The sequence below is a fragment of the Peribacillus sp. 05N428 genome (assembly GCF_056397085.1).
Map to the genome: position 1 here is coordinate 1 of NZ_JBFTMS010000008.1, position 25,790 is coordinate 25,790.

Here is a 25,790-nt window from a genome sequence, read left to right on the forward strand (position 1 = left end):
GTTCGTCGAGCCAAGATTTTATTCCACGCTTCCTCCAGCCCTTACCTCACGATAAGTACCTTGCGCTTCCTTAGTGGTTGGTCGATGTGTACCCCCACAGTGGACTTTCACCACCTAGATAGATGCCATGCCTGGCACACAAGAAAAAAGGTGCCCCATTATCGGGACACCCTCCTTTCATTTGCTGTATTCTTTTTAGAACAAAAGTTCATCGGGATTGCTGCCGAAACGTTCATTTCTGTTCAAGGCATCTATTTGATTCATTTCATTTAAACTCAATGAAAAATCAAATACCTGCGCATTTTCCTTGATACGGGACGGCGTAATCGATTTAGGTATTACAACTAGATCATGTTGCAGGTGCCATCTAATCAATACTTGTGCTGAACTTTTCCCGTGCTTCTTTGCTATATGCTTAATTGTCGGCTCTTCCAAAAGGTTTCCTCTGCCTAGCGGGCTCCAAGATTCTACCTTTATTTCATGTTTTGCACAGTAATCACGAATTTCGACTTGAGTTAAAAGTGGATGCAATTCAATTTGATTGACGACCGGCTTCACTTCACTGTTTGCAAGTAAATTTTCCAAATGATGAACATGGAAATTACTTACACCGATTGATTTCACCTTTCCATCCTTATAAAGCTTCTCCAATGCCCTCCAGGTTTCCAGATATTTATCTTTTCCCGGCCAGTGGATCAGGTATAAATCCAAGTATTCCAATCCAAGGCGATTTAAACTATTCTCAAATGCCTTGAGCGTCGTTTCATATCCTTGCTCGGTATTCCACACTTTGGAGGTTATGAACAATTCTTCACGTGGCACTCCGCATTCCCGAATCGCTTGGCCTACACCTTCTTCATTTTCATAAATGGCCGCTGTATCAATCGCCCGATAACCGACTTCGATCGCTTTTTTGACGGACTCAACCGTTTCATTGCCGTTTTTCACTTTAAATACACCGAAACCCAACTGTGGCATTTTAACTCCATTATGTAAGGTGATCGTTTCCCCAATATTCGAAATCATTCCATCATTCCCCCTTACTTTTATTTACCAATTATACATCCCTCCACCTTCTATTTCTAACCATAAGCATCGGGATTTATATAGTCCCTTGAGTGAAAACCCATCCCTAAAGGCCATTTATATATATCAATGTAACATTTTATCTTTTTAATCATTCACTAAGTTAAATATTTTGTAAAAAAATGACGAAACATCTATCCTTAAAGGTATGTAATTCGTTACAATAGTATAGTTCGATTTTAAACCATGTAAAAAAGAAGGTGCCATCTTTAAAGAATAATCAAAACTAAAACTCCCATTCTAAATATTGAGGAGTGCAAACTGTCCTGCGCCCAATCATTGGCCACAAACTATATTCACTTCATATACTTGAAATCAAGGGAGTCCTCCATGTATGAATACCATACTCATCTTAACCGCGCTAATAATAATTTTTGCTTTGGTCTTTGACTTTATCAATGGCTTCCATGATACGGCTAACGCCATCGCTACAGCCGTATCAACCAAAGCACTTAAACCACGTCATGCAATCATCATGGCTGCGGTCATGAATTTATTGGGAGCATTGACCTTTACCGGTGTAGCGCATACCATTACGAAGGATATCGTCGATCCTTTCACATTGAATAATGGTTCTTATGTTATCCTTGCTGCACTAATTTCGGCAATAATATGGAATTTAATCACTTGGTATTTTGGCATTCCAAGCAGTTCCTCCCATGCGATCATTGGTTCAATAGCTGGAGCGGCCATCGTGGCCAGTGGATTCGATGCGATTAAATGGAGTGGATTCACTAAAATTGTACAAGCATTGATCCTATCTCCCATCCTTGCCTTTACGCTTGGATTCATTGTTTACAGTATCTTCAAGGTAGTATTCAAAAATAATAATTTAGGAAAAACCAATACACGATTCAGGAGAATACAAATTGTCACAGCGGCCATCCAGTCTTATACACATGGGACGAATGATGCTCAAAAATCCATGGGTATCATCACGATGGCTTTGATCGCTAACGGATATGCCTCTACCTCTGAAGTTCCTTTCTGGGTACAATTATCTTGCGCTATAGCCATGGCGCTTGGTACATCGATCGGAGGTTGGAAGATCATCAAAACCGTTGGCGGTAAAATCATGAAAATCCGCCCGGTTAATGGCGTTGCTGCCGATATGACTGGAGCAGCGATCATTTTCGGTGCAACCTTCCTGCATATGCCGGTCAGCACGACACATGTCATTTCTTCTTCAATACTTGGGGTCGGTTCTGCACACCGCATCAAAGGGGTAAAATGGGGAACCGCAAAAAACATGCTGGTCACTTGGTTCATTACATTGCCAATTTCTGCTTCCTTAGCTGGAATCATTTACTATTTGATTGCTTTATTTTTATAAAACCTTTTGCCTTTCCATATCGGAAAGGCTTTTTTTTTACAAATCCCCCTTATAAATGCAGGGTTTTTCCCTTTTTTTAATTTTCCTTGTTTTTTTATGTAAAGTTTTATTAAGATTTTGTAAATTTTCGTCGAAAAACCTTCCCGGATACTACATGAATTCGTTACAATCAATTTGTTAATACTAAGCGTACGACTAAAGTGCGTAAATTTGCATGACTAATTGGGAGGCTTTAACATGGCTTTTAAATCAAAAAAAGACAAATTCGCGGTAATGCTTTTTAACATCGCTCAAAACCTTAAAGAAGGTGCTGACTATTTCGCGGATTATAAACTCAAGAACATCTCCGATCTCAAAGTATTTTCAGATACCATGAAAGACTATGAGCATAAAGGCGATTCAATGGTTCATAATGTGATCAAAGAGCTGAACAATGCTTTCATCACTCCTATCGAACGGGAGGATATCCTTGAATTAACCATGAGAATGGATGATGTCATAGACGGTTTGGAACACTGTGCGGCATTATTCGAAATGTACTCAATTGTCAATGCAGATGAGTATATGCTTAAGTTTGTGGATGCAATCAAACAGTGTACGTATGAGATTGAAAATGCTGTCGATACACTATCCACTAAAAAATTACCAATGATTCGTGAACATGCAATCAAAATTAAAGATCTTGAATCCGTTTGTGACGGAATCCAACGTCAATCAATCAAAAACTTGTTTACAGTTGAAAAAGACCCAATCAGGATCATTCAATATAAAGAAATTTACGAAAGCCTTGAAGAGATTGCCGATCACTGTCAAGCGGTGGCCAATACACTTGAAACAATCATAATGAAAAACGCCTAAGGAGTACCCCAATAAATGGATACTTTATTAATTATAACAATATTAATCGTTTTCTTTGCTTTAGCATTTGACTTCATCAATGGTTTTCATGATACAGCCAATGCAATAGCGACTGCCGTTTCAACAAAGGCCTTGAAGCCTAGGCATGCCATCATCATGGCAGCCGTCATGAATTTCGTCGGTGCCATGACATTTACTGGAGTGGCGAAGACCATAACGAAGGATATCGTGGATCCGTTCACGCTTCCGAATGGTTCATATGTAATAATGGCTGCTCTACTTGCCGCTATCATATGGAACCTTCTAACGTGGTATTACGGAATACCAAGCAGTTCCTCCCATGCATTGATTGGTTCGATTGCTGGTGCAGCCATTGCTGCAGCAGGATTCGCTGGAATTAACTGGGGAGGATTCATGAAAATTCTTCAAGCTTTGATCTTCTCCCCACTAATTGCTTTTGCAATCGGGTTTATCGTATACAGCATCTTTAAAGTTGTCTTTAAAAACAATAACCTGACAAAAACAAACCAAAGATTCCGGACTATACAGATTGCTACTGCAGCACTTCAATCGTATACCCACGGAACGAACGACGCACAAAAAGCGATGGGTATCATCACGATGGCCCTTATTGCAAATGGTTATGCATCAAGTACCGATATCGCCTTCTGGGTTCAGTTCTCCTGTGCGCTCGCAATGGGACTTGGAACTTCCGTCGGCGGATGGAAAATCATTAAGACCGTTGGCGGCAAAATCATGAAAATCCGCCCGGTCAATGGTGTTGCAGCCGATTTAACCGGAGCCTTCATCATTTTCGGCGCGACTGTAATACACATGCCAGTCAGTACAACCCATGTTATTTCGTCTTCAATCCTTGGTGTTGGATCTGCGCATCGTGTCAAGGGCGTAAAATGGGGAACGGCAAAAAGAATGATCATCACTTGGTTCATTACCATTCCCATCTCGGCAACATTAGCTGGTTTGATTTATCTTTTAATTAACTTCTTATTCTAAAATAAAATCCCTTCCGGTTTCCATCGGTAGGGATTTTCTGTTTTACAAAGGATTTATCTATGCTTATCAATAGGAAATCGTTTAAAATTCAAGGAGAAGGAATTTTTTTAGCGAGGGGCAAAATAAGAATGAAGGAATTCGAAAAAAATAGAGATATTTTTAAAGACCTTTATGGAGATATGATGGAGTTTGCCGATAGAATCAGTTCTGTTTTAGGTTGCCCCATTACAATCGAGGACGGTAACCACCGCTTACTTGCTTATAGCACTCACGATGATACTACGGATCAGGCCCGTATCATGACCATAATCGGAAGACGTGTCCCTGAAAAGGTTATCAACAGTTTATGGAAAGATGGCTTCATCCCTGCGTTATTGAAGGAAGATGCCCCCATTAAAATCGGGGCCATCAATGATGTCGGTCTCGGTAACAGGGTTGCGGTTTCCATCCGGAAAAATAATGAAGTACTTGGATTCATTTGGGCCTTGGAAGTAAATGAACCTTTCACAGAAGAAGATATGAAATTTCTGCAATTCGCTGCCAAGGAGGCAAAGAACCAGTTACAGCAATTGCAATTGAAAAAGAAAAGGAAAGAAGCAGGTCATCAAGAGTTTCTTTGGCGCATGTTGACCGGGCACTACCAAGAGGAATCGGAAATAATTGAAAATTACAAGAAATTCTCAATCCATGTTCCAGTGGTTTTTTCCATATTGGTATTCGAATTTCCTAAAGAGATCAATCGCGAAGTGGAGCGCTACATTTCATACATGTTAACGACCACTCAAAAGATAAACAGTTCCTTATTTGCCATTGACCATAACAAGCTCATTCTTTTCGCGGGAGCCAACCAGGAAAACAGCCCTTCTTTCACTTCATCGATTTATGAGTTCATCCCTTTTTTCATTCTGGAGATGAAACGGCGTTTCGGTGTTGAGCATATCCTTGGAACGGCTGGCAATATGTATAAAAACTTAATGGATGTTAAATCAAGTTACGAAGAAGCTCTATACACCCTAAAAATGAAGAATATATTCCCTGATGACATGGCACTCATTTTACATTATGAAGAACTTGGCATGTTTCAAATGATTGAATCACTCGCAAGCAACAAACAGCGTCGTGTTCATCCTTCCATCCTTAAACTTAAAGCATACGATATGAAAAACCAGACGGAATTGCTGCAAACACTCACCGTCTATCTAGAGAAAGACTGCAACCCAAATGAAGCTTCAAAAAATCTTCATATCCATGTAAATACATTGAATTACCGATTAAAAAGAATCTCTGAAGTGGGAAATATTCGATTAAAAGACCCTATTCAAAAAATGTCCCTCTTTCTTAACATTAAACTTAATCAATATGATGAATTTTTCAAAAAAAATTAATGATATATTCCCAGATATGGAATACTAAAAGAAGTGTGGAAAGGTTGATCATATGAAATTAGAAACAAAAGAAGAACTTGAAAAAGAATTAACAATCATTGAAAAATGGGAGAAAGATCAGAAAGGACTATGGTTTTGGGAACGGATTGGGCGCATCCCCTTCAAGCTATTGGATAAGTTGACACCGGATTTCATTCAGAAAAAATTGGGTGTCATGCTTGATGAAATCGGCAGCTACATTCAGAATGGCGGAAAATATTTAACGAAAGAAGCCCATATTCTAAGTCAGCTGCAAGCCAAGGTTCCCGATTTGAATATTAATGGCCTGGAAGATGTTTCAAGCATCCCCCTCCATATCATGGATAGCGTGAGTCAGGATATTAAAACTTCAGGCAGCAAATTGGCAACGGTTCAAGGTGCCACTACCGGGATTGGCGGAATCTTCACCTTGGCCATGGACATCCCGCTTCTTCTCGGGATGTCCATCAAAACCCTTCAGGATATCGCCATCACATATGGCTTCAATCCTAGAGACCGCCAAGAACGTATTTTCATCGTCAAATGTCTGCAATTTACAACATCGGATGTTGTCGGAAAAAAGGCTCTATTAAATGAATTGTCGAAAATGAACCAGACGGATTCCCAATCAAAAAGGGAAATAGCCTCCGAACTCCAGGGATGGCGAGAAGTCGTTTATACATACCGCGATCAGTTTGGCTGGAAAAAGCTTTTGCAAATGGTTCCTGTTGCCGGAATAATATTTGGCGCCATTACAAATCGTTCGATGATTGCCGATATCGCCGATACGGGAATCATGCTTTACAAGAAAAGAAGGATTCTAGAGCGCATTCAAGAACCTATTGCAAAGTATTGATTTCATTTTAAAAAGGTCTTGATCCTGGCAAGTCCATGTTTTTTGAAACTGCGTTTGTGGAATTCCACAAATACACCTTTTTCATTTTTCTGATTTCCACATACTAACTGTTTCTTTTTCCAACTATACTTGTGATACAAATAGTAAAACATATTATTGGAGGGATTAAGATGAGAATAGGAATTCCAAAAGAGATTAAAAACAATGAAAATCGTGTAGCTATCACTCCAGCTGGGGTCGTGGCATTAGTCAATGCAGGACATGAAGTATTAATCGAAATGAACGCGGGTCTAGGAAGCAGTTTCACAAATGAAGCATATCAAGAAGCTGGTGCCGTTATAGTCGAGGACGCTGCTAGCGTTTGGGCAAGTACAGAAATGATCATGAAAGTAAAAGAACCTATCTCATCTGAATATAAATATTTCAGAAAAGATTTAATCCTTTTCACATATTTACATCTTGCGGCAGAACCGGCACTAGCTCAGGCACTAAAAGAAAGCGGTGTCTTGGCCATTGCTTATGAAACGGTTGCAGTAAACCGCACACTTCCATTATTGACACCAATGAGTGAAGTTGCAGGACGCATGGCTGCACAAATCGGTGCTCAGTTCCTTGAAAAAAATAACGGCGGTAAAGGAATACTCTTAAGCGGAGTTCCTGGAGTTAAACGCGGTAAAGTCGCTGTAATCGGCGGAGGAATGGTTGGAACGAATGCTGCTAAAATCGCTATTGGTTTAGGCGCAGATGTTACCATTCTTGACTTAAGCCCTGACCGCCTGCGTCAGCTTGATGATATTTTCGGAAATGAACTGACTACACTCATCTCCAACCCTTATAACATTGCAGAAGCAGTCAAAGATGCCGATTTAGTAATCGGTGCTGTATTGATTCCAGGTGCTAAAGCTCCTAAGCTCGTTACTGAAGAAATGGTTAAAACGATGTCTCCAGGTTCAGTCATTGTCGATGTTGCAATCGACCAAGGCGGTATCTTTGAAACGGTCGACCACATAACAACACATGATAACCCTACTTATGTAAAACATGGAGTAGTTCATTATGCAGTGGCGAATATGCCAGGGGCAGTGCCTCAAACTTCTACAGTAGCTTTAACTAACGTAACAGTACCATTTGCTCTTCAAATTGCAAATAAAGGTGCCATCAAAGCGATCCTTGAAAATGATGCTCTTGCAAAAGGCGTCAATGTGGCGAACGGTGAAATCACGTTCGAAGCAGTTGCCACAGACCTTGGCTACAATTACGTAAGTGTTGAAAACGCCTTAAACCCGAATAACATTAACGCTTAATATAAATAAGACTCCAGAATCTTGTCTGGAGTCTTATTTTTTTTGGACGAGGGCCTCGATGAAGCTGAGTTTCTTCGTATGATAACCGGATCAGGCCGGGATATTCCGCACAAGGGTCGAATTATCCTCATATGGGTTGGATTATCTGCTCGGACGGGCGATTTTTCCGGAGATATAAGATATGCCACTTCTTGATCAAGTCTGCCCTTTCCCCGGTTGATGTTCTTACTAATCATACAAAATAGAATATTCCTCTTAATCTATGAAAATCTTTCCAGGATTCATTATTCCTTTCGGATCCAAAGCCTGTTTGATCGTTTTCATCACTTCATAAGCAGCTCCATGCTCCCTTCGCTGATACTTCGATTTTCCAAGTCCTACCCCATGTTCACCCGTACATGTACCGCCTTTTGTTAATGCATATTCGACGATTTCTTCATTTAACCTCTTCGCTTCTTTAACTTCTTCAGGATTTTTTAAATCAATCATGAACAATACGTGATAATTCCCGTCACCTACATGTCCTACAATCGCACCCTCCACTTTGGATTTTTCGACTTTCTTCCTTGTATCCAGTATGGCATTCGATAATTCATGTAGTGGCACACTTACGTCAGTCACCATAAGCCTTTTTCCGGGTGCACTATGAATGAAAGCGTACGCGAGATTATGGCGCGCTTCCCATAAGGCGTTCCGTGCTTTTGAATCGGTTTCAAACTGGATATCTCCACAGCCAAAATCACTTACGATTTCCTTGGCAAATTTGACGTCCTGTTCCAGTCCGGCAAAATTCCCATGAAACTCGAGGAATAGAGTTGGTTGGACATCATAGGATTTGTCCATGAATTGATTAACTTTTTTTATGGACTCGGCATCCACCAATTCAATTCGTGCAATCGGGATTCCAGCAAGCATGATCCCATTAACCGCAGATACTGCCTGTTCGACGGTTGGAAATGAGGCTCTTCCGGCCATTGTGACTTCAGGGATGCCATATACCTTCAATGTCAGTTCAGTAAATACACCCAGCGTACCTTCAGAGCCGACAAACAAGCCATTCAAATGAATGCCTGAAGATGATTTTGTCGCTAAGCTTCCGGAATGAATCACTTCACCGTTTGCTAAAACCACTTCCAAATCCCTGACTTGATCGCGCATTATCCCATATTTAACCGAGGTCGTCCCACTTGCATTCGTAGCTGCCATCCCACCCAATGTAGCATCGGCGCCAGGATCGACGGAAAAGAACAAACCGTATTTTTTTAATTCTTTATTAAGTTGCGTCCTTGTCACACCCGGTTGGACCTTAACAAGGAAATCATTTTCCCTGATTTCCAATATTTGATTCATCAAGGACAAATCCAGGGAAATACCCCCTTTGACTGGAACGACATGCCCCTCCAAACTTGATCCTAACCCAAAAGGAATGACTGGTATTTCATGCTCATTCGCATAACGCATGACTGCGCTTACTTCTGCAGTATCCCTTGGATATATGACCATATCCGGTAAATGAGGGGTGTGATATGATTCATCATGGCTGTGCTGTTCCAATAAAGTTTCATTCACCGTTACTTGTTCTTCCGAAAGTATCTTCCTTAATTCTTCTATATAACCTTTCATTATTGCAGCCCCCTCTTTTCTCCAAACATTCTGAAAATATTACACGAATGAGATTGCCCGCTAATAGGCAATCCATCTTTCTTCATTTACTGAAACCTTTCGTTTTATCCGTGCAGGCCTTCATTGCTTGCAGAATGCTGGATCTTAGCTGATTCTCTTCTAAAGACGCTACCGCAGATATCGTTGATCCGCCCGGCGTGCAGACATCATCCTTTAAAGCAGCAGGATGCCTTTCCGTTTCCAGTACCATTTTAGCAGCTCCCATTACAGCTTGTGCTGCCATTCGGTATGCTTGTTTTCGTGGAATGCCATCACGGACCCCTCCATCAGCCAGCGCCTCGATGAACATATAAACATAAGCAGGCGACGAACCGCTGATGGCCGGAACTGCGTCCATCAAATCTTCATGCAGGATTTCCGTTTTACCGAAACTATTCAGCAGTGCAGTCACATCCTCTATATCAGCATCGGTAATTTCATCATTGATGCACATGGCAGTCATGCCTTCACCGACAAACGAAGGAGTGTTTGGCATCGTCCGGACAACCTTCACTCTTTTTTCGAAACTTTTCTCAACTAGAGATACAGTGATCCCTGCTGCCATAGTAATGATAACGGTGTCTTCTTTAACATGATTCTTCACTTCTTCAAGTACTTGCTTATGCATGGCAGGTTGGATCCCCAGAAAGAGAAAATCGGCAAAACCGGCAACCTCTTTATTATCCAAAGTACCTCTAACGTTATATTTCGTGGTGATTTTAGTTTTGGTCTCCGCACTCGAAGTACTGACCATGATTCCTTCAGGTGAAATGACCTCTGCATGCAGCATGCCCTCAAGCATTGCCTCACCCATTTTGCCGCATCCAATAAACCCGATTTTTTTATTCATATCTTACACTTCCAATCATAAGTTCATCTATGTTCCACTTTATTATATCGAATATGATAAATGGAAACACGTTGGAGATATTAATCAGGAAGGATTTGGTGGTTTCTGGTCGAATTACTTAAAGTGATATGGATGAATCTTTATATTCACCTTTACGCAATATAGTCAAGTAATTGAATTCTTTTGCAAAAAAAAATCGTTGACTAATTGGTCATTAGAGATTTATAATTTTGACCTATTAGTCACAAACGAATAAGAAATACAGTTATAGAAATGGAGAAATGCTATGCAAATGGAAAAAAAAGCGGTCAATACCAAGCTTGTCTTAACAGGATTGATCATAGGAATGTTTTTCAGTTCATTGGAACAGACGATCGTCGGTACGGCCATGCCGACAATTATCGGGGAATTGAATGGTTTCACCATCTTTGCATGGGTAACGACTGCCTATTTAATAGCCTCAACGACTGTTGTACCCATTGTTGGAAAGCTATCTGATTTATATGGCAGGCGTTCCCTTTATCTGCTTGGCACAATCATATTTACGATCGGTTCGTTTTTATGTGCCACAGCCACTTCGATGGAGCAATTGATCATCTACAGAGGTCTGCAGGGAATCGGCGGCGGAATGATCATGCCTTTATCCCAAACAATCATCGGCGATATATTCTCTGCGGAACAAAGAGCCAAATGGCAGGGTGTATTCGGAGCCCTTTTTGGATTAAGTTCTGTCATCGGCCCTTTTCTGGGCGGCCTGATCGTTGACCATATCAGCTGGCATTGGATCTTTTTGATCAATGTACCGACGGGCTTACTATCGGCCATTTTGATTTATGTAGGACTGAAACATGAAGCGATAAGGAAAACCGAGAAAGTGAATATCGATTATCTAGGGATCTTCACCTTGATTCCTGGTATTGTCCTGTTATTGCTTGGCTTGACCTTCGGTGGTGATAAATTCGAATGGTTATCACTGGAATCTATCTTGATTTTCGGCAGCACCATTGTCTTCATTGTCCTATTCATCATTTTTGAAAGAAGAGCGGTCGAACCGATCCTTGATTTATCCCTCTTTAAAAATAGGGTTTTTTCCACCACGAATATTTTAGGATTCCTGCTTGGCCTTGGCATGTTTGGGGCAATCATGTTCGTCCCGCTGTTCATGCAAGGAGTTTTGGGAGTTTCACCAACAAAAGCGGGATCGACCATGACTCCAATGATGATCGGTATGATTCTTTCCAGCATCATTGGCGGGCGGTTACTTTTGAAATTCCGTTTTCGTACCGTGCTTACCTTTGGAATGGCCTTTGCGACGCTTGGCTTTTTCCTAATGAGTACGATGGACGGCAGTACGACTATATTCACTGCGTACTCATTCATGGCCATCCTTGGGATAGGTATGGGGCTTGTCATGCCGACATTGATGATTGCCGTTCAAAACGAATTTCCAAAATCGCAGCTCGGGTCGGTTACAGCGGCTTCAACTTTCTTCCGATCAATAGGTGGAACGATGGGCATCACGATTTTGAATGCTGTCATGAATCACAATCTCCAGCAAAATATGGATGATGCGGTCGTAAGTCAAAAGGACCCTGTATTGCATGAAGCACTGAAAGCATTAGCCGATAAAACGGATACGTTATTCAACATCATGCTTTATCCTGAAAACCTTAAAATGCCCGCAGAAGTCAGCAATGTCCTTGTAAAAACGATAGAAAATGCTTGGATCGATGCATTCTCCAGTGTTTTCATCACCGGTATCTTTTTTGTTTCCGCAGGGATATTAGTGGCACTTTCCGTGGGTTCGGGCCGAATCAAAAGAGATCAAGAAACGGAAAAAGAATTAGGCTAAAATATGCTCGGGACCGGCTGATATAATCAGCCGGCCTTTTTCATCCCTTCAATCCTATGTTTCTTTTTCATTGATAAGGGAATTTTACCTATATGAGACTAAATGGGGTGATACTATGAACAAGATAAACGATTCAATTTTGCCTGCAGATTTTTATCAGCAGCCCACGCTTGAACTGGCAAAATCCCTTCTTGGCTGCCTGATCGTAAAAGAAACAGCGGATGGAACCGCTTCTGGATTCATTGTTGAAACAGAGGCCTATATTGGACCTGGGGACAGGGCCGCACATAGTTTTGGAAATAGACGGACAAAACGGACGGAAGTGATGTTCGGAAATTCCGGTTTGATCTATACATACGTCATGGACACACATACACTGGTCAATGTCGTAAGCGGCGGACCTGAAAATCCGGAAGCCATATTAATTCGCGCGATTGAACCGTATTCAGGTCTCGAGTTAATGCAGGAAAGACGCGGAATTGCCGATATTCGTAAATGGACCGATGGACCAGGGAAGCTAACAAAGGCACTAGGCATCACCATGGATGATTATGGTCGATCTTTTACGGACCCCCCGCTTTATCTGGCTGCAGGAAAAAAGCCTGGCCACATATCCAGCGGCCCCCGCGTCGGAATCGACAACTCCGGGGAAGCAAAAGATTACCCTTGGCGTTTCTGGGTTACCGACAATCCATATATATCCCGTAAGAACTTAATTAAAAACAGGGGACCAAAATAGTCTCCGTGATGTTATCCCCTCTAAGTGAACTGTATAAACTCTGTGGATGTTACGCAACTTTGAGGGGATTTTACTATGTCCGTAAGCATTCCGATATATCAAAAAGTAGTGAATGAAAGCTTTAGGTATCCAGCCAATTACCCCGGTAATAATATCTAAATGTTTGGTATGAAATCCATATATAATCAGCCATTCAAAAAAGCCATTCCCCTACTCAAAGTATCATCACATAGTAAAATCGTGAGCCTGATGCCCCCTACGTACAAAATTAAAAAATTAATCACGGAAAGGTAAGGATTTATTATTCTTACCTTTCTTTTAATTACCGTAACTCAAACTTCCATTATACGAAATGCTCTTTTGAGTTTACTAGCTATCCATTTATGCAAAATTCCAAGATTTGGTCCTCTTATACTCCAATGAACCCACCCGATGTACCAAACTCCCATTTTCCTGTAACAGAATAACCCGAAAAATGATGAAAAAGTTGAATTTTATTGATATGGGCCATGTTTTTTATATTCCATACCTTTATAATATAAATGCTAGATATTTTTTTACCACATCAGGAGGAACTTTCCTAAATGAACAATTCTAAAAACTCTTTCATTCTTGCGGGGACCATTATAGGTACCCTAATCGCCGGCACTTCTGCTTATGCTGGTTCTTATCAAGTTAAATCAGGGGACACCCTAGATAAAATCTCTAAAGCCAATAATACAACTGTCCAGCACTTAAAATCTCAAAACCATTTGACTAGTAACCTTATTTTTCCCGGYCAAGTCTTGAAATTTAATACTCTTAACAACAGTACAGTTAAAAATAAAGATAAAACCGAAAAATATGTGGTTAAACTTGGGGATTCTTTATCTAAAATTGCCAATAAATATAATGTATCCGTTAGTGCCCTGCTTAAATTAAACCCTAGTATTTCTAATTCGGACCGGATATATATTGGCCAAACCATCCGGGTTTCCGGACAAGCCTCTGGATCCAGCTCTACGGCTAAAAACAGTTCAAATGCTACATATAAAGTCAAATCCGGGGATACACTGGGCAAAATTGCCAGAGTCAATAATATGACTGTCCAACAATTAAAGTCTATAAACCATTTGACTAGCACTCTCATTTTTCCCGGCCAGGTCTTGAAGGTTAATGCCATTACCAGCAACCCGGATAAAAGTAAAAATACAACAGACGTTTATGTCGTTAAATTAGGGGATTCCTTATCAACAATCGCTAAAAGATATAACCTTTCCCTTAGTGCCTTACTTAAAATAAACCCTAATATTTCTAACTCAGATCGTATTCGTATCGGCCAAACCATCCGGGTTTCAGGGAAGGCCTCGGCATCTGCAAGTAATAAACCGTCCAAATCCACCAAAGCAGATCAAGTTTTGGCAGCTGGTGCTAAATACATGGGAGCCAAGTATGTTTACGGTGCGAGCACTTCACGCACTGACGTATTTGATTGCTCATCCTTCACATTAAGGGCATTCCAAAGTGCAGGTATTTCCTTGCCTCGAAATTCAGTGGCCCAATCAAACGTTGGTACAGCTGTATCCTCGAAAGCCCTGCAAAAAGGGGATTTAGTATATTTTGATACCAATAATGATGGAGTAATCAATCATGTAGGAATTTATGCCGGTAACGGTCAAATGCTGAATGCTTCGACATCTAAAGGTGTTTCCTACGCTAACATCAACAATTCCTACTGGGGACCTAGCTTTGTGAAGGCGGTCCGGGTTCTTAACTAAATGATGATGACAGTAAACGATAAAGAGCAAAAAAGCGTGGTTTGATAAAATATCATACACGCTTTTTTGCGTATCATAATGTAAAATAGCCGCCAACTGGTGTTACGATACAAATGCACTAGTAGGTTCCATATTACAATTTCCTTTGTAATGAGGAAAACAAGCTTCCATTTCAGATTGTCCCTTAAGGAGAGTCCCTCCACTGTCAGATACTGGTCATATTTTCATAAAAAATATATTTTTTTTCAGTTCTATTAGTCTCTTTAGCAAGTAACATTTTCATCACTTTTGCTGGATTACCCGCAATGATGAAAAATTGTAGCATAAATACTTTTAGTGATTATCGATTCTGCCAATTACACACCTGACAAAATAGTATCCTGGCTCCTATCCAGCAATTATCATTTATATTAACTAGCTGACTTCAGAGCAGTTACCTTTTCCAAGGCAAAACAATAGGTAGAGATAATGGCTCCAAGACTCTCTCAATATAAAATGATATAATATTCAAAAAAATTAAAAATCATTTTACACCGTTACCTACAAATGTTCCCACATCATTATCTTTTTGACTCATTTCTTGCGCATTAACCTTTACATCTCCACAATCGCATAAAAGCGCAATAATTCAATTGTGGTTTATTATTTATAACTGGAAATTTATTTTTAATTTGTTAAAGTATTAAGTCTTTTTTTTATAGTTGATTTTACGATTAAAAATACTCAAAACACTTAAAAGTATTGCAAAAAATACAAAGTAAACTAAACCTTCACTAGTAAACCCGAATTTGTAAAAGATAATAGTAGCAATAATAAACACACCAGTTAAAAAGATTTTATAAGACCAATACTTACTCATTATCAACACCTCTTTTCAATTTTAAAAATCTGAATAGGTAGTTTTAGTTGCCCCCTTAAAATTCTTCTCTTTATAATATACAAATTTAAGTTGTCCTTTTTTATTAGATTTTGAACTTCTTTTGATATATACCTTGTATGACATATAGCCCTTTGAATATTCCTTTATTCCAAATGCAGATCCAGCTAAAAATGATGTAACACTCATTCCAGGAATCAAACCAGCAGCTCCTATTGCTAATGAACCGACTAATAATCCTTTTGATCTATTCTTATTACTAAAATACAATTTGTAATTTGTTGGCAAAATTGGTTTAGACATACATTGATATGCCGGATAACAAGCTTCTGCAGTTTTATTGGGAAACACTGGTGTAATTATACTAAATACTAAAATTAAAACAAATGTACTCTTATAAAATTTTTTTATCATCTCATTATCCCCCAATATTTTAATTTTATGTATAATTATTAAACTCATCGTTTTCGTTTAGCTAATTCATACTATTTTTTTTCGATTATACAGTCGATAAAGTTAAAGGGAATGCCTTCGTGCTCTGATTAATCGAGTAAATGCTGACAAAGCGCAAAGAAATTGATTTGGTTACTTAGGTTTTTATTTATGTATTTCATCGTCGAAGCGTTTCATATTAAGAGAATCCTGGAAGCGTTAATACGAATTCTCGGATTGTATTGGGGCTCCGAAGATCCGTCCGATTGTATTTACTACATTATCCTCTCTTTCCTCATACCTGGAGCATTAACCTTTGCATTTCCACAATCGCATAATTCAGTTGATTACTGATACGGACTCCTTCAAAGCTTGATAATTCCTTTCGTTGGCCTATTTCATCCTTCTTTTTTCTATGATAGGTAATCGTTTGTTGTAATAACCAAGCCTTTCTTAATAACATTTCCCTCACCTGCCTGTTTAGTTAGATGCCTTTCCTGCATTTCAACTTGCTTTCTATGGACTTTTTCTTCTATAAGATCTATGAACATCTGATTATTATTGAGATTTTCTTTATTAAACTCTATTAACCGCGCTAATGATACATTTTTACGCATTGTTTGGATCTCCTTCTCTACAGAAATTGCGATAAGAATATTTTTCCTATTACTTCATGATATCTTCATAATACTCTTAGTTTAAAAATTCTTGGTTTCAATTTTGAAATGACAGTTACCAATATTGGTATTGTCTTTTTGGATATATCCTGTTCAGTTTTTCAACTTGCATTATTGTCCTTGATTTGGCCGTGCAGATCTAAGTAAGTACATTATTTCCAACAAAAAAAGGCCTTCATCACAGAAGACCTTTTCAGAAAGTATACTAATAAGAAGAGTAAGTTTGCCTGAGCTTTTTTCTTTCAAAAACGTTCCAGGCGCTTTCAGAAATCAGCTCCCTTTAACGCCGACTGTCTGCCAAGCCTCCTCAAAGCAAGCGCCTGTGGTGTCTCGGCTAGCCAGTTACTCGGCAGGAGTGTCGCAAATTTCTTCCATCCTTTATGAATTACTGTAAAAAAACAGCAAGGATCACCTCGTCTTAAATTGGTTCGGATGTGTCCAGCCTACGTTTTTTTTAAAATTACATTTCAGTCGATTCCAGAAATCCGCTCCCTTTCCGCCGACTGTCTGCCAAGCCTCCTCGACGTAAACGTCTCCGGGGTCTCGGCTAGCCAGTTACTCGGCAGGAGTGTCGCAAATTTCTTCCATCCTTTAAGGATTAATGTAAAAAAACCTCAAGAATCAACTCGTCTTAAACTTTGTTCGGGATGAGCCTAGACTACGGTTTTTTCTTAAATTACATTTCAGTCGATTCCAGTAATCCGCTCCCTTTCCGCCGGCTGTCTGCCAAGCTACCTCAAAGCAAGCGCCTGTGGTGTCTCGGCTAGCCAGTTACTCGGCAGGAGTGGTCGCAAATTTCTTCCATCCTTTAAGGATTAATGTAAAAAAACTCAAGGATCACCTCGTCTTAAACTTTGTTCGGGATGAGCCTAGACTACGCTTTTTTCTTAAATTACATTTCAGTCGATTCCAGAAATCCGCTTCCTTTCCGCCGGCTTTCTGCCAAGCCACCTCAAAGCAAGCGCCTGTGGTGTCTCGGCTACCAGTTATTCGGCGGAGTATTTCATAATTCTTCAATCTAGTGAGGTTTCATAAACATTCTAGTGTTTAATCAGGGTTGAGTGCATTCGAACATGGAATTACTTTAGTTTCTCTTGCTCTTCAAGGTACTGCCTTATTTTTTTCAAATAATCCGGTGCATCCATTTGATCTTTCACGACCAGTTCTATAAGGCAAAGTTTATCGGCGTTCATATCTTGGGCATTTGTAATGGCTTCATCCAGTTCACCATTCGTCTCGACTCTTGCTGTGAATGCCTCTTGACCAAATGCTTCAGCCAGTTTTGTATAATTCCACTCTGGTATCTCGTTGTATTTCTGTTTTTCTATATCGACTTTTACGTTTAAGAATTTTTCTATCGTATAGCCGTTATTGTTGAGGATAAACACGATGGGCTTACACCCGTTTTCCAGCATCGAGCTTATTTCCTGTGCTGTCAGCTGTATCGATCCGTCCCCGGTAAACAAAAGAACACGCCGGTTTCTATCCGCTATACAAGCACCGAAAGCTGCGGGCGTCGCATAACCAATGCTTTGCCAGCCTCCCTGGGCTATGTAGGTCGCCCCTTTCGGCAATCTGACCTGTGACATGCCATAAGAGAATGTTCCTGTTTCCGTGACCACAATATCATTTTCCTTCAACATTTGCTGAATTCGAGGATAATAGGAAGTCGCTTTCAGTGGTGCTGACGGGTCTTCCACCATTGTGTCATACGGAAACGAGATGTTTCCGACAGATTCGTTCTGACGGTAGCCAATGTCCTGGAGCGCATTTAGTATTTCCTCCGCCTTGACATTCATATAACTGGCTTCCCCCACTTTTAATGTGTCAGGCTGTATTTCCACCATTTTCAACGGGTTAAGCTTTGCTGTACCTTTGGAAGTATTGACGTCTGACCAAACAGCACCAACGGCTATGATCAAATCCGCTTCTTCAACAGTCTCAGTTACATCCTTACTTCCGAAAGCTCCGCCGTATACACCAATATACTGGGGATGACTCTCATCAAACCCGCTTTTCCCCTGCATCAATGAAGCAACTGGAACATTTAACCTCTCAGCGAGCTGCAGTACGGGTTTCTGCAAGTTATAACGAAGTGTTTTCACGTCGACAAGCAGAACGGCTTTATTTACATGTTCTAACATGCCTTTTATATGCTTCACTGCTGACTGCAAAGCATCGACATTCGTTTTGGTCATGTTTTCTGATGTCTTACCGTGAGAAAGCAATGGTTTTTCAACGAGATCGATAGCCACCACCAAATAAACGGGCTTTTTCTTTTCTTTCGCGATTTTGATTGTAGCCGGTATCTCCCTAGCTGCGTTTTCTGGTGTAAGTATTGCTGTATAACCGGTAATATGCTCATAAACCTTACGGAAAACATCAAAATCTCCATCCATTAACGTATGGTGGGCAAGCTCCTTTTCCTGCTGCATCATGGTCTTTGGCGAGCCGACAATATGGATGAGCGGCACATTTTCACTGTACGCTCCAGCGATTGCATTACATGCGCTCATTTCACCGACACCAAAGGTGGTTATCAGTGCCGACATGCCCTTCACCCGGGCATATGCGTCCGCTGCGTATCCAGCATTGAGTTCATTTCGTCCATTAATAAACTCAATCCCATCGTAATCTTCCAAAGTATCTAGCAATGAGAAATTATAGTCTCCGGGCACACCAAAAATCTCTGTAATGCCTTCTGCTTTTAAGCAGTCGTATAAATATTGTCCCAAGGTTGTGTTTTCAGCCAAGTCAATCACTCCTTCAATCGATTACTCTCTACTTTATTTATACCCAAACATAAGTAGGTTAACCGTATAAGTATCCATCTACTTTAATGTGGGTGGCGTCTCTATTACTCTAGTTTTAGCTTTGATAAATGAAATGAGTGAGACTATCCCAGGCATGATTCTTATAAAAAATGATTCAATTCCAAATCAAAATATCTGAAAATTCTTGATTTCGCTTCTGTTTTTGATTTATATTTGAATCACCGGCACAGTGGATAAGGGGGAAAATGATGAGTGATAACAACGTCAAAAGAGTTTTGGAATGCATTATCAACACATCCAATAATAATATTACCGTGACCGATGAAAAAGGATTCATTTTATTCACGAATCCTAACCATTGGTGGATATATGGAATTGAACCGGAACATTACCTTGGAAAGTCCGTTTACCAGCTCGAAACGGAAGGAATCCTTTCACCTTCGATTTCCGCCATGGTATTGAAAGAGAAAACACCTATCCAGATCATGCAGCAAACGAAGACGGGAAAAATCGTCATGTCGACGGCCTATCCCATCTTTGATGATGATGGTGAATTGATTCGTGTCGTCAGCTATGCCCAAGATCAAACTGAAATCAGGAACCTCCAGGATCAGTACGGTCAATTGGAGAAAAAGATTCAAGAATACCAATCGGAGGTCGAGGAACTAAGGGAACAGGAGGAGTTAATCTATCGCAGCAAGGAAATGCGGCAAATCGCCAAAACGGTACACCGTGTTTCCAAAACGGATGCGACAGTCATGCTTCTTGGGGAATCCGGTGTGGGAAAGAGCGTATTCGCCCGCCGGCTGCATAATCAGAGTTACCGCAGCAAAGAGCCATTCATCGAAGTCAACTGCAGTACCATCCCAGAAAGTCTCTTTGAATCGGAAATGTTTGGATATGAAGCGGGATCCTTCACCGGAGCGCAGAAGCAGGGGAAGCAAGGGCTGATCGAACAAGCAGATAACGGAACCTTATTTCTGGATGAAATCGGGGAGCTTCCCCTCGATATGCAAGTGAAGTTATTAAATGTCCTGCAAGAGAAGACCTTTAAAAGAGTGGGAGGAAAAAAAGAGCATAAGATTGATTTCCGGCTTGTGACGGCAACCAATCAAAACCTTGAGGAAATGGTGGAGAAGGGAACATTCAGGCTCGATTTGTATTATCGCTTAAATGTGATTCCCATCCAAATACCGCCGTTACGCGAAAGAAAAGAAGACATTGCCATCTTAATCAATCATAATCTCGAAATCATCAATAAGAAATACAAGTCGGATAAGAAATTGCACCCTTCCACTTACGAAATACTGATTCAGCATAAATGGTCAGGAAACGTGCGTGAATTGGAAAACCTGATTGAACGGCTCATTTTGACCTCGGAAGACTCCATCATTTTCCCAGGCTTTCTCCCCTCCCATTTCCATGGACAAGAATCTTTGGAGAAAATAGATGATACCCTAATGATCGACAATATGATGGTTGATGATAGTGATCTCAATACCGCCCTCGAACAAGTCGAAAAATGGATGATGATGAAAGCGAGTAAACAATGCAAGTCCACTTATGAAATGGCTAAATTCTTAGGTATCAGCCAGCCTTCCGTCGTCAGGAAAATGAAGAAATATAAAGATCATCTGCCCATTAAATAACAGGGGGATGGAAGAATGTTTCAATGCAGTATCCACTTTTTTTACCTGTATAAAAAGGAGACCAGCGTATCGAGGTCTCCTTTTCCTTACTTATTTGACACGCCAGCAGATTCAAATGTTGCCATTTCTTTAATGACCAATGTCGCTGCCTTGAGAATGGGGTATGACAGGGCAGCCCCTGTTCCTTCCCCGATTCTCATTCCCAGGTCGAGGATCGGTTCCTTGCCAAGCAGTTCTATGGCCGCTCTATGACCAGGTTCTGCAGATCGATGTCCAACAAACATATAATCGGCTGCACGTCCGGAAATCAGGTTTGCCAATACAGCAGCCGTTGTTGTAATGAAACCATCAACAAGAATGGGTATACGGTTATTCGCTGCAGCAAGCATGGCCCCTGCCATACCTGCAATTTCGAATCCACCGATATTCATCAAAATGTTGATTGGATCATCAGGATTAGGATTTCTTAATGAAATCGCTTCTTCAATTATTCTTCTCTTATGTAAAATGCCTTCTGACTTCAATCCTGTTCCCTGCCCCACTAGTGATTCGACGCTTTTCCCGCTTATGATGGAGATGATGGCGGTACTGGATGTCGTATTTCCGATTCCCATTTCACCAAGAATCAGGCAGTTCACACCACGGGCAATCATTTTCTCTGCACGGTCATATCCAATGTCAAGTGCTTGATTTACTTCTTCCTTTGTCATAGCTTCTTCCTTATAAAAGTTTCTAGTTCCATTACGGACTTTTCTGGAAGTTAACCCCGGTGCTTCGATATCTGCATCGATCCCTATATCGACAATGTCCAAGTAAGCATCTATCGCACGGCTTAATACATTGATGGCAGCACCGTCATTCAGGAAATTAAGTGCCATTTGTTCCGTCACTTCTTTTGGATACGCAGAAACCCCTTCTTCCGTAATTCCATGGTCGGCTGCAAACACGATCACCCCCGGTTTCGAAATGTCCGGAAATGCCTCCCCTGTCATCTTGGCCAGTTCAATTATCCATTCTTCAAGCCGTCCTAAGCTTCCTTGAGGAACCGTCAGCGAATCGACATGTCCTTTAACCTGACGTCCCATTTCTTCATCCAGCATCGGGATGGAAATGGCAGATAAACCATTCTTCATATTAATCCCCCACAATCCAAAATAAAAACCTTACCAATAGGAAAAGGTTCTTATCCATCATCTGCTATAAATACAACTTAGTCCATATCATTATCATCTAGGCTTTCACTTGAATTCACTGTAATCCTTTTACTTCGGCACTCCCATTTCATTTAAAGGGTAGATACGAAATTTCACTTTGCCCACAAGTGATTTTTCAGAAATAAAACCAAATCTTCTTCCATCCCAACTATTCCTTCGATTATCCCCCATGACAAATAAATGACCGACAGGTACCTTGGATTTCCCGAGTAAATCACTTAGGGTGAAATTCTCCGTCAGATTCTCTTCAGGTGGAATTTCTCCTTTTTTTGTATTCAAATATGGTTCTGTATACTTTTTGCCATTGATATATAAGACATCATCTTTCATTTCGACGCTGTCCCCTGGTAAACCGATCACCCTTTTTATATAATTCTCTTCCGCGTCCGGAGCATAAAATACGACCATATCGAAGCGCTCCGGCTTTCCGATTTTAGCTACCACGATCCGGTCATCATTTTCATAAGTCGGCTCCATTGATTCACCTTTTACCGTGACTGGCGTAAATAAAAACTGTTGGCAAATGAACACGATCATTAAAGCGAATAAGATAGCTTTCAACCACGAGAACACTTCACTTTTCATATTCTTCATACGGACTCCCTCCCATCCATTGTCAACGGCTAAACCCACGATAATTGCTGTATTTTGGCTAGCAGCGCCAAAAGGAATTCATTAGCTTAATTTGCCGGTCGGTGATTTTTAGAGGAGACATTTCAAAGAAATATCTGGAAAAATTGTAACACATTCATTTATCGCTCGCGAGAATAAATGATTTTTCAGAGCCAATCTCAAACCATGAGAAAAAGGATAGCGATTTTAGCTATCCTCTTTCTTAGTTTATTCCTCAGAATTTATTCCAAGTCAATATAGTATCGAGTGGCAAACGGACTTTTTCAAAGCCTGCTTTAGTTCCTTTTCCAAGGGAAATCAACATGACAGGTTTGAAGTTTTCCGGTACATTGAACGCATCCACAAATTTGGCTTCATCGAACCCTCCCATTGGGACTGTATCGTATCCTTTTGCTTTTGCAGCCAACATGATCTGCATGGAAACCAAGCCACCGTCAATCATGGCTACGCTTAAAGCCTTCTCAGCGGAAAAGTTGCCGTAATTATGCAGAATAGAGGCTACATATGGCTCTTTGATTTCATTCTTCATGATCCCTTTATTGACTAATTCACCATAAATCCGTTCTGCATTTTTGTAACCTTCTATATCAGCTAAAACGGCAATGACAGCAGATGCATCGACGATTTGTTGTTGGTTATTTGCGATGGGTAGCAATTCTTGTTGGGTTTGCTTATCTTGAATCACAAGGAATCTCCATGGCTGTAAGTTGGAAGAAGAAGGCGCTTGAATCGCAATCTCCAGAATTTCACGAATTTCCTCTTCAGTCATCACGTATTCAGCATCGTACTGGCGAACAGATCTCCGTTCTTTTGCTACCGTAATGAAATCCGTATCATTAAGGACTTTCGGCTTTTCAAGCGGTACATTCAATTCTTTCGCTTTATTCAGGTACTCTTCTTTACTCATTATATTTTTTGTCATTGATAATGACCTCCATTTAACTGTAATTATTACAGGAACAGTATATAACGCATACTGTTCTTTTGTCAAATACAGTTTAAGAAAAACGAAACCTTGTCAGTTTCGTTTTTCACATTAAGATTTTGATAGTAAATCAGCAATCGTCTTTTGTTCCAAGCCTTGTATAATCCAGCTCTCCATCTCGTTTTTCAAGCCGCATAAAGCTTCGCGGGAAGATGGTTGAAAGCATTTTTTAGCATTCACATCAAGAAAGCCTTTTGAAAAAGGTTCGGATTTAATTGCAGAGTATATATCTGCAAGAATGATTTGTTCGGGATTTTTGGCAAGTGAATATCCCCCATCTCTTCCTTCCTTCGCTTGAATCAGCCCTGCCTTCACTAAATTACTTAATATTTTTCTAAGAAAACCTGACTCCGAATCAAGCTTAACGGCCAATTTATTACTATTGCATAATCCATCATGATCAGCAAGAACAAGCAGGGCTTGTACTGCAAGACTAAACCACATTATACTGGAAACCTTTTCTGACATTTCTTTCACCTCTCTCCTCTACTTTAAACTATTTTTCATTGAATATACAACGCTGCATCGAACAATCCTGCCTAAAAACCTCCTTATAAAACCATCCATCAGGGAAAGCTTGCAACCCTTTTTGTTTCATAGCGGTGAAAGTAATAGAGAACACAAAAAGAATGGATACATTAGCATCCCACTTGGCCTATTTTATATAGTCTTACATTAAATGCATTTCACCATTTCCAAAAAATTAAATTGACAAAATTCTTGTCTTACAAATTATATGTTTTGGAATATGGTAAACTTACTTAATAGAATGGATGAGGAAGTGGATGAATGATGCTGAAAACAATAAATGAACAACTCGATAAAGTCATGCCTCTCATCACGCCGATAAGCGTGATTATTGGGGTATTATTGTCCGAACATCTAATGGATTATACCTTTCTTGTTCCATGGATATTTGCCTTCATTACATTTTCCGGGAGTTTAGGCTCTAACTTTAAATCCCTGCAACAGGCAGTCACCCACCCTTTACCCGTTTTCATCGTATTGATCATCCTTCATATGCTTATGCCAATTTGGGCTTTTGGCCTCGGTCATTTAGTGTTTCATGGTGATGCTTTCACAATTACCGGCCTAGTCCTCGCTGTAGTGATTCCAACCGGTGTCACCAGTATGATCTGGGTATCCATTTATAAGGGTAATGCCATACTTGCCCTAACCATCATCTTAATCGACACCCTACTCTCGCCATTCATCGTCCCATACAGTATTTCCCTTTTCGGAGGCGGTTCGATCGAAATGGATTTGGGGTCGATAGTGAAAGGATTAATCGGAATGGTCGTTCTTCCCTCCTTGCTTGCCATGTTCTTGAATCAGGCTACAAAAGGAAAGATACAAAATACACTATCTCCCCGATTAGCTCCATTCTCCAAGATAAGCGTTGGAATCGTAGTCATATTGAACAGTTCAAAAATTGCGCCTTACTTAACCCATTTCGATAAGAAAATAATGATCATGGCCTTCTTGGTTTTGTTCATAGCCGCTTCAGGTTATGCCCTTTCTTGGATGGTCGGTGCATGTTTAAGATGGCAAAAGGCGGATATCATCACCTTGACATTTACAGGCGGTATGCGAAACATCAGTGCTGGAGCCGTTCTTGCAACCACCTATTTCCCTGCTGCCGTTGCGGTACCCGTTGTACTTGGCATGCTGTTTCAACAAATGCTTGCATCCTTTTTTGGCTATGTCATGGAAAAGCATTTTCATCGTGGTGTGATTGAAGAGCCATCCGCCGAATGATTATTTTCCAAGCATCCTTTTTCCCTTTCAATTACATTCCTATTATAATAGGTAAGTGGAACATTTACATGATTATC

21 protein-coding genes are annotated in these 25,790 nt (G+C 40.4%); 11 read left to right on the plus strand and 10 right to left on the minus strand.

What is annotated here, in order from left to right; translation table 11 throughout:
- Positions 1-195: 195 nt before the first annotated feature.
- The gene (locus AC1DIV_RS10010; RefSeq protein ID WP_340874765.1) at positions 196-1,026 is read right to left on the minus strand and encodes an aldo/keto reductase; all 831 of its coding nucleotides are present in this window, start codon (positions 1,024-1,026) and stop codon (positions 196-198) included.
- A 394-nt stretch (positions 1,027-1,420) separates the two neighbouring features.
- On the opposite strand from AC1DIV_RS10010, the gene AC1DIV_RS10015 reads away from it, so the two are divergent.
- From AC1DIV_RS10015 to ald, 6 genes are all read left to right on the plus strand, one after another.
- The gene (locus AC1DIV_RS10015) at positions 1,421-2,419 is read left to right on the plus strand and encodes an inorganic phosphate transporter (RefSeq protein WP_072272470.1); all 999 of its coding nucleotides are present in this window, start codon (positions 1,421-1,423) and stop codon (positions 2,417-2,419) included.
- Positions 2,420-2,656: 237 nt separating this feature from the next.
- Positions 2,657-3,277, plus strand: a complete 621-nt coding sequence (locus AC1DIV_RS10020) for a DUF47 domain-containing protein (RefSeq protein WP_048689774.1) — start codon at positions 2,657-2,659, stop codon at positions 3,275-3,277.
- Between the two features lie 15 nt (positions 3,278-3,292).
- Entirely contained in the window at positions 3,293-4,291 is a 999-nt protein-coding gene (locus AC1DIV_RS10025; protein WP_048689777.1) for an inorganic phosphate transporter, read from the plus strand.
- Between the two features lie 128 nt (positions 4,292-4,419).
- A complete protein-coding gene (locus AC1DIV_RS10030; RefSeq protein WP_034315574.1) occupies positions 4,420-5,676 on the plus strand; it encodes a PucR family transcriptional regulator in 1,257 nt (418 codons plus the stop codon).
- Between the two features lie 52 nt (positions 5,677-5,728).
- Complete coding sequence (locus tag AC1DIV_RS10035; protein ID WP_340874757.1) at positions 5,729-6,550, plus strand: EcsC family protein; 822 nt, start codon at positions 5,729-5,731, stop codon at positions 6,548-6,550.
- 170 nt (positions 6,551-6,720) lie between these two features.
- The gene (gene ald, locus AC1DIV_RS10040) at positions 6,721-7,854 is read left to right on the plus strand and encodes an alanine dehydrogenase (protein WP_034315093.1); all 1,134 of its coding nucleotides are present in this window, start codon (positions 6,721-6,723) and stop codon (positions 7,852-7,854) included.
- Between the two features lie 255 nt (positions 7,855-8,109).
- On the opposite strand, the gene AC1DIV_RS10045 is transcribed toward ald, so the two are convergent.
- Positions 8,110-9,477, minus strand: a complete 1,368-nt coding sequence (locus AC1DIV_RS10045; protein WP_323597814.1) for an FAD-binding oxidoreductase — start codon at positions 9,475-9,477, stop codon at positions 8,110-8,112.
- A gap of 82 nt (positions 9,478-9,559) precedes the next feature.
- On the minus strand, positions 9,560-10,366 hold the full coding sequence (proC, locus tag AC1DIV_RS10050; RefSeq protein WP_340874754.1) for a pyrroline-5-carboxylate reductase: 807 nt from the start codon (positions 10,364-10,366) through the stop codon (positions 9,560-9,562).
- Positions 10,367-10,652: 286 nt separating this feature from the next.
- Between proC and AC1DIV_RS10055 the strand changes: the two genes are divergently transcribed.
- From AC1DIV_RS10055 to AC1DIV_RS10065, 3 genes are all read left to right on the plus strand, one after another.
- Positions 10,653-12,218: an MDR family MFS transporter gene (locus AC1DIV_RS10055; protein ID WP_340874751.1), complete on the plus strand. Its 1,566-nt coding sequence runs from the start codon at positions 10,653-10,655 to the stop codon at positions 12,216-12,218.
- Between the two features lie 115 nt (positions 12,219-12,333).
- Positions 12,334-12,957: a DNA-3-methyladenine glycosylase gene (locus AC1DIV_RS10060; protein ID WP_477576278.1), complete on the plus strand. Its 624-nt coding sequence runs from the start codon at positions 12,334-12,336 to the stop codon at positions 12,955-12,957.
- A 584-nt stretch (positions 12,958-13,541) separates the two neighbouring features.
- A complete protein-coding gene (locus AC1DIV_RS10065; protein ID WP_477576280.1) occupies positions 13,542-14,714 on the plus strand; it encodes a C40 family peptidase in 1,173 nt (390 codons plus the stop codon).
- A gap of 880 nt (positions 14,715-15,594) precedes the next feature.
- Here the strand turns inward: AC1DIV_RS10065 and AC1DIV_RS10070 are convergent.
- The 3 genes from AC1DIV_RS10070 to AC1DIV_RS10080 all read right to left on the minus strand — a co-directional run bounded on the left by AC1DIV_RS10070 (position 15,595) and on the right by AC1DIV_RS10080 (position 19,453).
- A complete protein-coding gene (locus tag AC1DIV_RS10070) occupies positions 15,595-16,005 on the minus strand; it encodes a hypothetical protein (protein WP_340874744.1) in 411 nt (136 codons plus the stop codon).
- Between the two features lie 431 nt (positions 16,006-16,436).
- On the minus strand, positions 16,437-16,640 hold the full coding sequence (locus tag AC1DIV_RS10075; RefSeq protein WP_340874742.1) for a hypothetical protein: 204 nt from the start codon (positions 16,638-16,640) through the stop codon (positions 16,437-16,439).
- A 1,139-nt stretch (positions 16,641-17,779) separates the two neighbouring features.
- Positions 17,780-19,453, minus strand: coding sequence for an alpha-keto acid decarboxylase family protein (locus AC1DIV_RS10080; RefSeq protein ID WP_477576282.1), 1,674 nt, complete (start codon positions 19,451-19,453; stop codon positions 17,780-17,782).
- 269 nt (positions 19,454-19,722) lie between these two features.
- Between AC1DIV_RS10080 and AC1DIV_RS10085 the strand changes: the two genes are divergently transcribed.
- Entirely contained in the window at positions 19,723-21,123 is a 1,401-nt protein-coding gene (locus AC1DIV_RS10085) for a sigma-54 interaction domain-containing protein (protein ID WP_445670099.1), read from the plus strand.
- Between the two features lie 86 nt (positions 21,124-21,209).
- On the opposite strand, the gene cobT is transcribed toward AC1DIV_RS10085, so the two are convergent.
- The 4 genes from cobT to AC1DIV_RS10105 all read right to left on the minus strand — a co-directional run bounded on the left by cobT (position 21,210) and on the right by AC1DIV_RS10105 (position 24,423).
- On the minus strand, positions 21,210-22,256 hold the full coding sequence (cobT, locus tag AC1DIV_RS10090) for a nicotinate-nucleotide--dimethylbenzimidazole phosphoribosyltransferase (protein ID WP_081088517.1): 1,047 nt from the start codon (positions 22,254-22,256) through the stop codon (positions 21,210-21,212).
- Between the two features lie 129 nt (positions 22,257-22,385).
- Positions 22,386-22,931: a signal peptidase I gene (gene lepB / locus AC1DIV_RS10095; RefSeq protein ID WP_053533917.1), complete on the minus strand. Its 546-nt coding sequence runs from the start codon at positions 22,929-22,931 to the stop codon at positions 22,386-22,388.
- Positions 22,932-23,184: 253 nt separating this feature from the next.
- Positions 23,185-23,892, minus strand: coding sequence for a nitroreductase family protein (locus AC1DIV_RS10100; RefSeq protein WP_057275637.1), 708 nt, complete (start codon positions 23,890-23,892; stop codon positions 23,185-23,187).
- A gap of 114 nt (positions 23,893-24,006) precedes the next feature.
- Positions 24,007-24,423: an RrF2 family transcriptional regulator gene (locus tag AC1DIV_RS10105; protein ID WP_048689820.1), complete on the minus strand. Its 417-nt coding sequence runs from the start codon at positions 24,421-24,423 to the stop codon at positions 24,007-24,009.
- Positions 24,424-24,747: 324 nt separating this feature from the next.
- On the opposite strand from AC1DIV_RS10105, the gene AC1DIV_RS10110 reads away from it, so the two are divergent.
- Positions 24,748-25,713: a bile acid:sodium symporter family protein gene (locus AC1DIV_RS10110; protein WP_323597966.1), complete on the plus strand. Its 966-nt coding sequence runs from the start codon at positions 24,748-24,750 to the stop codon at positions 25,711-25,713.
- Positions 25,714-25,790 lie beyond the last annotated feature (77 nt).

Bases quoted from the DNA above. Each gene is read 5' to 3' on its own strand.
- AC1DIV_RS10105 (WP_048689820.1), bottom strand. From the start codon at position 24,423: ATGTCAGAAAAGGTTTCCAGTATAATGTGGTTTAGTCTTGCAGTACAA.
- AC1DIV_RS10025 (WP_048689777.1), top strand. From the start codon at position 3,293: ATGGATACTTTATTAATTATAACAATATTAATCGTTTTCTTTGCTTTA.
- AC1DIV_RS10020 (WP_048689774.1), top strand. From the start codon at position 2,657: ATGGCTTTTAAATCAAAAAAAGACAAATTCGCGGTAATGCTTTTTAAC.
- AC1DIV_RS10015 (WP_072272470.1), top strand. From the start codon at position 1,421: ATGAATACCATACTCATCTTAACCGCGCTAATAATAATTTTTGCTTTG.
- AC1DIV_RS10010 (WP_340874765.1), bottom strand. From the start codon at position 1,026: ATGATTTCGAATATTGGGGAAACGATCACCTTACATAATGGAGTTAAA.
- AC1DIV_RS10055 (WP_340874751.1), top strand. From the start codon at position 10,653: ATGCAAATGGAAAAAAAAGCGGTCAATACCAAGCTTGTCTTAACAGGA.
- AC1DIV_RS10100 (WP_057275637.1), bottom strand. From the start codon at position 23,892: ATGACAAAAAATATAATGAGTAAAGAAGAGTACCTGAATAAAGCGAAA.
- AC1DIV_RS10060 (WP_477576278.1), top strand. From the start codon at position 12,334: ATGAACAAGATAAACGATTCAATTTTGCCTGCAGATTTTTATCAGCAG.
- AC1DIV_RS10070 (WP_340874744.1), bottom strand. From the start codon at position 16,005: ATGATAAAAAAATTTTATAAGAGTACATTTGTTTTAATTTTAGTATTT.
- ald (WP_034315093.1), top strand. From the start codon at position 6,721: ATGAGAATAGGAATTCCAAAAGAGATTAAAAACAATGAAAATCGTGTA.
- AC1DIV_RS10085 (WP_445670099.1), top strand. From the start codon at position 19,723: ATGAGTGATAACAACGTCAAAAGAGTTTTGGAATGCATTATCAACACA.
- AC1DIV_RS10045 (WP_323597814.1), bottom strand. From the start codon at position 9,477: ATGAAAGGTTATATAGAAGAATTAAGGAAGATACTTTCGGAAGAACAA.
- cobT (WP_081088517.1), bottom strand. From the start codon at position 22,256: ATGAAGAATGGTTTATCTGCCATTTCCATCCCGATGCTGGATGAAGAA.
- AC1DIV_RS10030 (WP_034315574.1), top strand. From the start codon at position 4,420: ATGAAGGAATTCGAAAAAAATAGAGATATTTTTAAAGACCTTTATGGA.
- AC1DIV_RS10075 (WP_340874742.1), bottom strand. From the start codon at position 16,640: ATGCGTAAAAATGTATCATTAGCGCGGTTAATAGAGTTTAATAAAGAA.
- proC (WP_340874754.1), bottom strand. From the start codon at position 10,366: ATGAATAAAAAAATCGGGTTTATTGGATGCGGCAAAATGGGTGAGGCA.
- AC1DIV_RS10035 (WP_340874757.1), top strand. From the start codon at position 5,729: ATGAAATTAGAAACAAAAGAAGAACTTGAAAAAGAATTAACAATCATT.
- AC1DIV_RS10110 (WP_323597966.1), top strand. From the start codon at position 24,748: ATGCTGAAAACAATAAATGAACAACTCGATAAAGTCATGCCTCTCATC.
- lepB (WP_053533917.1), bottom strand. From the start codon at position 22,931: ATGAAGAATATGAAAAGTGAAGTGTTCTCGTGGTTGAAAGCTATCTTA.